Annotated in this window: 13 protein-coding genes; 4 read left to right on the plus strand and 9 right to left on the minus strand. The window is 64.5% G+C overall.

Annotated features, from left to right (window positions below):
* The first annotated feature begins 120 nt into the window (after positions 1–120).
* Positions 121–513, plus strand: coding sequence for a response regulator (locus ACZK45_RS10850; RefSeq protein ID WP_180837258.1), 393 nt, complete (start codon positions 121–123; stop codon positions 511–513).
* A gap of 112 nt (positions 514–625) precedes the next feature.
* On the opposite strand, the gene ACZK45_RS10855 is transcribed toward ACZK45_RS10850, so the two are convergent.
* The 7 genes from ACZK45_RS10855 to ACZK45_RS10885 all read right to left on the minus strand — a co-directional run bounded on the left by ACZK45_RS10855 (position 626) and on the right by ACZK45_RS10885 (position 5955).
* Positions 626–1054, minus strand: a complete 429-nt coding sequence (locus ACZK45_RS10855) for a BLUF domain-containing protein (protein ID WP_049463400.1) — start codon at positions 1052–1054, stop codon at positions 626–628.
* A gap of 157 nt (positions 1055–1211) precedes the next feature.
* The gene (locus ACZK45_RS10860; RefSeq protein ID WP_197615159.1) at positions 1212–1904 is read right to left on the minus strand and encodes a glycosyltransferase family 2 protein; all 693 of its coding nucleotides are present in this window, start codon (positions 1902–1904) and stop codon (positions 1212–1214) included.
* Positions 1901–2488 carry a class I SAM-dependent DNA methyltransferase gene (locus tag ACZK45_RS10865; protein WP_180837078.1) on the minus strand — a complete coding sequence of 196 codons (588 nt, stop codon included), beginning with the start codon at positions 2486–2488 and terminating at the stop codon, positions 1901–1903. The genes ACZK45_RS10860 and ACZK45_RS10865 overlap by 4 nt, the downstream gene beginning before the upstream one ends.
* Entirely contained in the window at positions 2485–3243 is a 759-nt protein-coding gene (locus ACZK45_RS10870) for a PIG-L deacetylase family protein (RefSeq protein ID WP_197615161.1), read from the minus strand. The genes ACZK45_RS10865 and ACZK45_RS10870 overlap by 4 nt, the downstream gene beginning before the upstream one ends.
* Positions 3231–4172, minus strand: a complete 942-nt coding sequence (locus tag ACZK45_RS10875) for an acyl-CoA dehydrogenase middle domain-containing protein (RefSeq protein WP_478445850.1) — start codon at positions 4170–4172, stop codon at positions 3231–3233. The genes ACZK45_RS10870 and ACZK45_RS10875 overlap by 13 nt, the downstream gene beginning before the upstream one ends.
* Before the next feature lie 102 nt (positions 4173–4274).
* Positions 4275–4781, minus strand: a complete 507-nt coding sequence (locus ACZK45_RS10880) for a hypothetical protein (RefSeq protein ID WP_478445851.1) — start codon at positions 4779–4781, stop codon at positions 4275–4277.
* Positions 4782–4791: 10 nt separating this feature from the next.
* Positions 4792–5955 carry a zinc-dependent alcohol dehydrogenase gene (locus ACZK45_RS10885; protein ID WP_478445883.1) on the minus strand — a complete coding sequence of 388 codons (1164 nt, stop codon included), beginning with the start codon at positions 5953–5955 and terminating at the stop codon, positions 4792–4794.
* Between the two features lie 148 nt (positions 5956–6103).
* Between ACZK45_RS10885 and ACZK45_RS10890 the strand changes: the two genes are divergently transcribed.
* The 3 genes from ACZK45_RS10890 (at position 6104) to ACZK45_RS10900 (ending at position 7586) form a co-directional block, all read left to right on the plus strand.
* Entirely contained in the window at positions 6104–6292 is a 189-nt protein-coding gene (locus ACZK45_RS10890) for a hypothetical protein (protein ID WP_478445852.1), read from the plus strand.
* A 100-nt stretch (positions 6293–6392) separates the two neighbouring features.
* Positions 6393–7031: a DUF6766 family protein gene (locus ACZK45_RS10895; protein WP_197615163.1), complete on the plus strand. Its 639-nt coding sequence runs from the start codon at positions 6393–6395 to the stop codon at positions 7029–7031.
* A 3-nt stretch (positions 7032–7034) separates the two neighbouring features.
* A complete protein-coding gene (locus ACZK45_RS10900; protein WP_346484579.1) occupies positions 7035–7586 on the plus strand; it encodes a cysteine hydrolase family protein in 552 nt (183 codons plus the stop codon).
* A 24-nt stretch (positions 7587–7610) separates the two neighbouring features.
* On the opposite strand, the gene ACZK45_RS10905 is transcribed toward ACZK45_RS10900, so the two are convergent.
* Positions 7611–7844, minus strand: a complete 234-nt coding sequence (locus tag ACZK45_RS10905; RefSeq protein ID WP_049422290.1) for a hypothetical protein — start codon at positions 7842–7844, stop codon at positions 7611–7613.
* 320 nt (positions 7845–8164) lie between these two features.
* Entirely contained in the window at positions 8165–9052 is an 888-nt protein-coding gene (locus tag ACZK45_RS10910) for a LysR substrate-binding domain-containing protein (protein ID WP_197615165.1), read from the minus strand.
* Positions 9053–9079 lie beyond the last annotated feature (27 nt).

Genomic DNA, 9079 nt, shown 5'->3' on the forward strand with positions numbered 1-9079 from the left:
GCCACCTCGACAGCATTGGCGACACCTTCCCAGCTTCGCACCGGGCTGACATTCCACACTCGCAGCCTTGATGCAGCACAGCACACACTGCAGTTCCCGAGGCAATACAGGCATGCGCGCATGCAACCCGATATGAGCCGGCGCAGGTGCAACCTGCTGCTGGTGGAGGATCAGTTCGATCTGGCCGCACTGATGGAGCAGGCGCTCGAAGACGGGGGGGGCCAGGTAACCCATGCGTATAGCGTGTTTGATGCGATGGGGCTGTTGGAGAAGCAGACGTTCGATGGCGCCGTGCTGGATGTGGAGCTTCGTGACGGCGTGGTCTTTCCGGTTGCCGATCGCTTGGCCGAGCTTGGCATCCCGTTCCTGTTTGTGTCTGCGGTCTATGACCAACTGGTGCCGCAGCGCCACCGAAGCGCGGCCTTCGTGGCCAAACCTTTCCACATCGCCCAGTTGCAGCAGGCCGTCCAACGCGTGATGGGCGATGCCTGCACGCCCTTGACCACGCACTGATCCTGCGTCGCAGTCAACTCAGTGGGGTGTCAGCAAGGGAAAACCCGTTTCACTTGTCCTGCGCCGCCCTGCGAAATTCGGGAGGGTCGGCCTACAGCAACGCGTCGACCAGTCAGGCCGCTTTAGCATAGGGTTCGACGATCGAGAGGAGCTTTTCCATCGCGGTAGCTCCCGCCTGGTTCGTCGCCGCCCGCTGGATGAAACTGGTCCAGTCAGCAAGGGCGATCATCCGCAGCTCATCCGCACTGACTGGCAGGCAGCGCATTGGCCAGAACGGCAACCGCCGTTGCCCGACACGCCCGCGAGCAAGCTCCATCAGGTCGGTGTGACTGCCGGCGCCACTGACGCGGGAGAAGGCCACATCCAGCCCATCGGCGGGGCCCTCCATGTATTGCAGGAAGTGCCGGCCGTCGAATAGAAGCACGCCGGTCACACCCGCTGATCGGTTGAAGCGGGCCGCATCTTCCATCAGTGCTTCCAAGCGCGCGGACGTGAATCCAGCGACGGCTTCGCTGACATAGACAATCGCTCTGTTCGGCATGGTGGCGCTCCTGCTCTCCCGGTCGCTCAATCTAAGGCCGGTGTCGTTGAGAGACCGTAAACGCCAAACGTGAATTGGTCACATATTGCCCGGCGAACCGGGGTTTTTAACAGCATTTCCGTTGCATTCCGCCATGGCGCGCCGAAATGCCTGATTTTCAAGTCAACAGGATTGGCTGGCCCGCCGCCGAAGCGGCGCCCGCCGCTCCCATCTCCGCCAGATAGGCTGAAAATCCCCCTGTCGCGCGTCCTGCCAGGCGGGCACTGGTCATGACGAGCGGCGCACCCGCCCACCGCACATCAGCGCCGAGGCGCTGCAATGTCCTCACCAGCTGGACGTCCTCCCCGCAGTGCAGCGGCGAAAAGCCGCCTGCCGCACGATAGGCCTGGGCGGAAACACCCAGGTTCGCACCGTGGATACGCCCATGATCGTCCCCCCATTGCTGCCGCCTCCGGAACGCCTTGCGCAGGCGCTCCTCGGCGCTGCAGTTCGTTGCGATGTCCACCAGCCCGCAGAAGACGTCCGGGCGTGCCTCAAGCTGTGCGATCAGCCACTCAGGAGGTACCTCGCTGTCCGCGTCCGTGCTCGCCAGCCATCTTGCACCCCGACCCAGCAGCTCGGCGGCGGCGGCGGCCCGGGCGATGCCCACGCAGCGTGCATCCAACCGCAGCGTATCAACCCGTTGCTGGGCGCAGATGGATTCCGTGGCGTCCGAACAATCGTCCAGCGCAACAATCACCTCCACCGCTTCGCCACCCAGCCCGGGATTCAGGGCCGCCCTCCTGATCGACTGCAGGCACCGCTCCATGCTGGCGGCCTCGTTGTGGGCCGGAACCAGCACGCCTATCACCGCAGGCCCTCCAGTCGGGCCAACGACATCGCGCCGCGCGTCCAGCCCTGCAGTACGAAGTCCGCGTCGCGATAGTGGAAGGCCTCCTGCAGGCCTTCACCGAGGCATCGATGCACGACCTCGGTGCGGCTCGCGCGCCCCGGGAACGAGGGCAGCCAATGGCAGGCCACCAGCAGTCCATCATCACGAAGCGCTTCCCCGATACCGGTGCGCAGCTCGCGCAGCGCGCCGGCTCCCAGGTAGTAGCCCATTTCGCCGCAGACGATCAGATCGAAGCGGCCCGGCGGCCATTGCTCGGGATGGCTGGCGCAGTGGACCTGCACATGCGGCAGGTGGGCCAGGTTGCGGCGCGCCTGGAACGCAGCACGCGGGCTGATGTCGGTTGCCAGAAGGCGCTCGCAGCGGGCGGCCAGGGCCTCGGTCAGCACGCCATTGGAACAACCCAGCTCCCACCCGCGAATGAAATGGCGCTGGCTCAGGCTTGCCAGCAGCAGTGCACGCTTGCGTTCTTCATACCATCGGCTTCGGTAGCCGAACGGGTCCTCCTGCTCATGCAGGTCATCGAAGTACGGTTGCGCGCTCATGCCAGGAATACCTCGTAGTTTCGGAAGAATCGGGTCAGTACATGCGCGGGCAGCACCGGAGGGCTGTTCAAGCCCGGCACGTCGCCCGTCTGCGTCCGGAAATGCGCGATCGCGTTTCGTTTCGCGGCCGCCACTGCTGAAATGTCGACCAGTCTGGGCACCTCCCACGCCATATGTGCACAGGCCGGATCCAACCAGTGCCATCCCCAGACCGGGTACTCCAAGCGGCGGCACCCCACCGCCCGGGCGGCGCGGCAGGCAGCACGCCCTGCCGCTTCATGGTCGGGGTGGCCATCAAACCGCCATGGCGCCAGGACCAGGTCACGCGGCTGCAGATGCTGTTGCAGCCAGCCTTCCAGGCCCTGTTCGTGCGTGCTGACCGCGCCGTCGGCGATACCCAGGTGAAATATGGAACCGGCCGGGATGCCGAGTTCGCCAAGGGCCGCGGCAAGCTCCGCCCGCCGTGCCGACCGCAAGCGCCCTGGCGTCCACCACGGCTCGCCCGGATAGCATGCTTCGCCGTCCGTCACGGCAACGACGCTCACCTCCATGCCCTGCCCCACTGCGTGATGGAGCAGTCCGCCACAGCCGAGGATTTCGTCATCCGGGTGCGGCGCGACCACCACCAGGCGGTCATGCCCTGTGCACAGCCCGCTTGCCGGTGTGATCGGCTGCTGCCAGAGCCAATGGCAGCGCAGCCATGCCTGCTCCTGGGTTCCTTCGCCTTGCAGCGGTGCATTGGCTACAGCGCCCATGTCGCCTCCTGGGCCGCCCGCTGCACACCCAACCACTCCCAATCGCGGTCGGCGTGGTTCTGGCGAAGGAACACGGCCAGGTCCGCGCAGCGGTGGGCATGGGCGTCTTCCAGGCACATGGGGGCCGGGCCCAGGGCCCGACCCGCCAGATCCAGCACGCGCGTGGCCGCACGCTCGATCACGCAACGTACCCGCACCACGTCCTCGCGATGCGCCGATTCGGGCTCGGCATCGATGCGTGCCGCCAGTTCGCGAAGCAGCGCCGCGGCCGGCGCCAGCGCGAGGTCCACTTCGCCCAGTAGACGTGCGCGATTTCCCTCGGTGCAGGCGGATCGCATGCGCTCGGCCAGCGCGACCGCTGCGCCAAACCAGACCGCCGCAATACCCGCGCCTCCATGCCAGAAGCCCGGTCGCTGCAGATAGTCATCGCGCGCGCCCAGTATCACCATCGGCGCGGCATCAAAGCGCACGGTGGTGGACGGAATCCCGGCCATGCCGACGGCGGGCCAAGGCTCACCCGACAGCGTCGTCCAGTGCTCCGCCGCGACCTGGCATAGCCACACCCCCTGAGCGCTGCGAACCGTGACCAATGCGGCATCCACCCAGGCGCTGCCCGAACACCAGGGCTTGTCCCCGCGCAGCCTGCCCTCGGCGTCGATGCGGAGTGTGCTCGCCGGGCCCTCTGCGGCCCACACCGCCCACAGTTGGCCTTCAGTAGCCGACGGGGCCTTCAACTCGGCCATGATCGCCTGCGCGTCGTAGTGTGCCTCCAGCACCTTGGCCAGGCAGAGATCTTCGCCCCCCAACGCCGCAAGCGCCCTCCAACGATCCAGTGTCTGCCCGCATCCCGGTAATGGCAGTTCAGGCTGCTGGACGAGTAGCTGGCTGGCGCGGTTGATCAATGATGATGGCGGCGTCACATCCTGCATGAGGGCTTCTGCAATGAAGACATGTCATGAAAGTAGGCGGCAGGCGGTCACATCACTGTCTTGGAGGTGTGGCGGGCAAATGAATGCCCTGCGCAGTGATCCTCACGCACCTGTCCCACGCCGTTGCTGCCTCACGCGCAGGCACTGCTGCAATTCCCACAGCCATGGCAGCACCACCAGCACCAGCGCAGGCAGCAGAACGAGCCACCAGGCCTCAAGCGCCGCAGGATCCACGCTCAGCGACCACCGCGGCTGCGCGTGCCAGCCGACCCAGCCCAGCAGAACCCAGGGCGCGGCATCGAGCACGCTGTGTACGTGCTGCTCCGCTGGACTGATACGCCGGCGACCGTCCGCGCTGACGGTGTCGAAATAGCCGGTGATCGCGTGTGCGGTGACCAGAAGCGCCAGGAGCGCGACGAGTGACCGGGTATTCTCCAGCAGGAGCCATGCCAGAACGCCACTGCCAATCAGCAGTAGCTGCAGCCCGTGCAATGAGCTTTCCCGCAACGCAGAGGTGTGCGGCAGGTCGGTACGCCGGTGGAAATGGAAGTCGAGCCAACCGGCGGCCAACCAGAGCGCATAGACGCACGTCATGATGATCGCGCTCATGTCGGCACGCTCAAGGTGTCAATACGATCTTGCGGCAGTCGTCGTCCTTGGCATCAAACATTGCATAGCCTTGCGCTGCATCGGCCAGGCGCATCCGGTGCGAGATGATGTCACCCGGGTCCAGCTTTCCTTCCATGATTGCGTCGAGCAGTTCCGGCATCAGTCCCTGCACATGGGTCTGCCCCATCTTGAACGTCAGCCCCTTGTCGAACGCGTCACCCAGCAGGAAGCCATGGATGAAGCCGGCGTAGACGCCTGGGATGCTGACCACCCCGCCGCGGCGTGCTGCCGCGATGCACTGCCGGATCGCCACGCCGCTGCTGCCTTCCAGTTTCACGGCGGTCAATGCTGACTCCAGCGCACTGCCCTCGGCCTCGAAGCCTACCGCCTCGATGCAGGCATCCACGCCCCGCCCACTGGTGTGGGCAAGAATGAAATCGGCCGGGTCTTCGATCTCGTTGAAATCGATGCGGGTCACCCCGTAGGCCCGGCGCGCATAGTCCAGGCGGTAACGAAGATGGTCGACCATGAAGATGGTCTCCGCCCCCAGCAGCCGGCAGCAGGCCGCGCTCATCAGCCCTACCGGGCCCGCACCGAAGATGGCCACCGTTGAGCCCGGCTTCACCCCTGCGTTCAGCGCGGCCTGGTAGCCGGTGGGGAGGATGTCAGACAGGAACAGGACCTGCTCGTCGGCTACGCCTTCCGGAATACGTAGCGGGCCCACATTCGCCTTGGGCACGCGCACGAACTCCGCTTGGCCACCGGCAACCCCGCCATACAGATGGCTGTATCCGAACAGCGCGGCCGGCGGCAGAAGGCCCTTCTGATTCAGCGCGGCGCCCTTGCCGGTATTGGTGGTTTCGCAGGCGGCATACTCGGCCAGCCGACAGTGGAAGCACTCACCACAGGCGATCACGAAGGGAATCACCACCCGATCCCCCGGGTTGACCTGGGTGACGCCGCTGCCGACCTCTTCCACGACGCCCATGAATTCGTGGCCCAGCACATCGCCGTCGTGCAGATCGGGAATCTTGCCCCTATACAGATGCAGGTCCGAGCCGCAGATGGCGGTAGCGGTAACACGCAGGATCAGATCGTCGTCAGCCGCCAGTACCGGGTCCGGCACGGTCTCGACACGTACATCCTTGCGGCCGTGGTAGGTCAATGCCTGCATCGCGCTTCTCCAGCAAGAGGGGGTTCCAGCATCGCAACCCCCCCCTCCCCCTGCGGTGACATCCCGGTGTGCATGGTGTTCATTTCGCGACGTCACCGCGTTAACCGGATTGATTGCACGCTTCAACCTCCTGCTGCAGGAGCAACCCATGACCGACAAACTCCCCTTCAATCCGACCACGGACGTGGATGATCAGTCGAAGGCCCATACGCCTGACAAGCGGCGCAATGATCGATCCAAGTGGAAGGAGCACGACATGCCTGACGACGGCGATGGTCCGAAGGCCGTGCCCGAGGACTACGAGCGTCCTGATCCCGATCCAACAGGGAAACGTTGAGACCACATCACATTCTGGATGCGCAGCAATCACAAGTCATGGCGCTGCGACCGCGCAAGCTTCATGGATGGTCTCTGGAACAGCCTGAACGAGGTGTTGCATGTGGAAGCGCAACGGTCTCTCGCTGGTGCTGCTTGTGCTCACCGTCGTATTCATTGGTGGGCAGGCAATTGCGGGACATCACGTGCACAACCAGGAGCTGGTGCAGCACGGACGCACGCCGATCGATCTCTGGCACTACCTGGCAACCGGGCATTTCGTCAGCGCCACATTTGAGAACTGGGAGAGCGAATTCCTGCAGATGGGGATGTACGTGCTTCTGACGGTCAGCCTGCGCCAGCGCGGTTCGGCCGAATCGCGGCCCTTGGACCCTGCGCAGGAACAGAATCGCATCGAGCCGGGGCCGACGCCTTGGCCCTTCAGGCGTGGTGGCGCATGGAAAGTCATCTACGGGCACTCGCTTGCGATCGCCTTCGGCCTGTTGTTCCTGACCAGCTTTACGCTGCACGCATTGGGAAGCTGGCGAGCCGAACAAGCCGAGCAGCAGCTGCAGGGCCTGCCAGTGCCGGGCTTTCTCGAGCACCTGGCCAGCAGCACGTTCTGGTTCGAATCCATGCAGAACTGGCAAAGTGAGTTTCTGGCCGTGCTGTCTCTGGTTGTGCTGACCATCTTCCTGCGCCAGAAGGATTCGCCACAGTCCAAGCCGGTCGAAGCGCCCCATGCCCAGACAGGAGATTGAGGCATGGCACGCCGCCCTTCTACCGCCCTGCTGATCATCGACATGTTCAGTCGTTTCGACTTCCCAGGTGCAGATGCGCTGGCGCCAGCGGCAGAGAAGGCGGCCCGGCAGATCCGCCGCCTGAGAGACCACTTCGATGACCAAGGGTGGCCAGTCATCTATGCCAATGACAACTTCTCAGATTGGAAGCGGGACTTCCGCCAGCAAGTGGAGCAGTGCCAGCGGGACGGGGGGACGGCTGCCCGAATTGCCACAACCCTCTCCCCCCTGCCCGGCCACTATTTCGTGCTCAAGCCCAAGCACTCGGCGTTCCTCGCCAGTCCCTTGCCGATTCTGCTGGCCAAGCTGGGAGTACGCCGTCTTTGCCTCACTGGCATGACGGCCGACTCGTGTGTCCTGGCCACGGCGCTGGACGCCAACGCCAGGGAGTTCGAGGTCGTGGTGGCATTGGAAGCTGTGGCGGCGATGCCCTCCCAGAAACGGCGTGCACTGGCAGTGCTGGTGAACTCGGGTGCAGCCCGGGTCGCTCGACTTTCGTCGCTGGTCTCTGCGTAATCGGCAGGGTCAAACCGAGGCAGCTCAGGCCCGGTCCGCTACACCTTGTACACCGGCATGACCGGCGCAATGTGCACAGCAGAAGATCTGGCCCTTTCCTTCAACGCCATGTCCGATAACTGCGCAGTCGCAATGTGCACAGCGCGGTGCGAATGCATGGATGGCGCACTCGAACGAATCGAAGGTTCCGCTGCGTCCGCCCTGCTGCAGGGTGAAACTCTTGTCGTAGTTGTTGCCGCAGACATCACAGGTGGCCATGTCGCACCTCTTTGTGCGTAAGGGAGGTGCAGTGTGGTGAGCGCGGGTGTCGGTGGCCGTGAACGCAGCGTGTCCAGGAGGTCCAGAATACGCATTGCAAGGTACTCGTAGAACGTGCCCCGCCCAGTAGACGGGTGGGCTGTCCAAGCGTGCGTTCCGCCTGGTCAAACTCTTGCCGCGTTCTGCATCGGTTGGGATGCGGCACGTTTCCGGATCGGTAGCGAAGAACCCGCACGCGAGGGCCGGCTGCAGGGCGGCGATCCAGTTCCAGTGAGCCCATCGCGGCTGTGATGCCGGACGGTCATCGAGGCAACATCGACCTAGACCCGCAATGCCTCCAGCACCAGGCTGAACGCCGGGGAAGGCTGCCGCCTGCTCGGGTAATACAGATGATAGCCGGGGAACAGCGGGCACCAGTCCTCCAGTACCCGCACCAGGCGGCCGCTTTCCAGATGGGGTGCCAGCTCATCAACGGGCAGATGCACCAGGCCCAGGCCATCAAGCGCGGCATCGACCATGTGCGGTGACGTGCTGAACACCAGCGGGCCATCCACGCGCACATTGATCTCGCGACCCTTCTTCTCGTACTCCCACACATACAGTCCACCGCTGGTGGGAAGACGGATGTTGATGCACCGGTGACCAGTCAGATCGCCCGGCACCTTCGGCATTCCGTGCGCAGCGAAGTAGCCCGGCGTCCCTGCGGTGGCCATGCGCAGGCGTGGGCCGATGGGCAGGGCGACCATGTCCTTGTCGATGGATTCGCCAAGGCGAACACCGGCGTCGAAGCGGTCGGCAACGATGTCACGCAGTGCATAGCTGACATCGAACTCGATGCGGATGTCCGGATAGCGGTGCAGCAGCGGCATCAGCTTGGGCAGCAGCACCGTGCGCAGTACGTGGTCGCCACTGGTGATCCTGATCTGCCCGGCCGGTGTGTCCCTCAATGCAGTAAGAGCTTCGAGCTCCATTTCGATGTCGTCGAAGTGGTTGCCGATCGACTGCAGCAGGCGCTCGCCTGCCGTGGTCGGCGAAACGCTGCGCGTCGTGCGCGTCAGCAGCCGAATACCGAGACTCTCTTCCAGGGTCTTGATGGCCTGACTCAGTGCGGACTGGGTAACCCCCAGCACGCCCGCCGCACGGGTGAAGCTGCCCTCCCGCGCTACGGTCACGAAAGCCAGCAGGTCATTGAAGTTGCGTCGTGCCATGCGTGCAGTGTGTCACAGGGATTGATT

This window comes from Stenotrophomonas sp. 63632_Sma (assembly GCF_056482875.1).

Coding starts and splice junctions, on each gene's coding strand:
- ACZK45_RS10900 (WP_346484579.1), top strand. CDS start 7,035: ATGGCACGCCGCCCTTCTACCGCCCTGCTGATCATCGACATGTTCAGT.
- ACZK45_RS10895 (WP_197615163.1), top strand. CDS start 6,393: ATGTGGAAGCGCAACGGTCTCTCGCTGGTGCTGCTTGTGCTCACCGTC.
- ACZK45_RS10890 (WP_478445852.1), top strand. CDS start 6,104: ATGACCGACAAACTCCCCTTCAATCCGACCACGGACGTGGATGATCAG.
- ACZK45_RS10850 (WP_180837258.1), top strand. CDS start 121: ATGCAACCCGATATGAGCCGGCGCAGGTGCAACCTGCTGCTGGTGGAG.
- ACZK45_RS10870 (WP_197615161.1), bottom strand. CDS start 3,243: ATGGGCGCTGTAGCCAATGCACCGCTGCAAGGCGAAGGAACCCAGGAG.
- ACZK45_RS10875 (WP_478445850.1), bottom strand. CDS start 4,172: ATGCAGGATGTGACGCCGCCATCATCATTGATCAACCGCGCCAGCCAG.
- ACZK45_RS10880 (WP_478445851.1), bottom strand. CDS start 4,781: ATGAGCGCGATCATCATGACGTGCGTCTATGCGCTCTGGTTGGCCGCC.
- ACZK45_RS10885 (WP_478445883.1), bottom strand. CDS start 5,955: ATGCAGGCATTGACCTACCACGGCCGCAAGGATGTACGTGTCGAGACC.
- ACZK45_RS10855 (WP_049463400.1), bottom strand. CDS start 1,054: ATGCCGAACAGAGCGATTGTCTATGTCAGCGAAGCCGTCGCTGGATTC.
- ACZK45_RS10910 (WP_197615165.1), bottom strand. CDS start 9,052: ATGGCACGACGCAACTTCAATGACCTGCTGGCTTTCGTGACCGTAGCG.
- ACZK45_RS10905 (WP_049422290.1), bottom strand. CDS start 7,844: ATGGCCACCTGTGATGTCTGCGGCAACAACTACGACAAGAGTTTCACC.
- ACZK45_RS10865 (WP_180837078.1), bottom strand. CDS start 2,488: ATGAGCGCGCAACCGTACTTCGATGACCTGCATGAGCAGGAGGACCCG.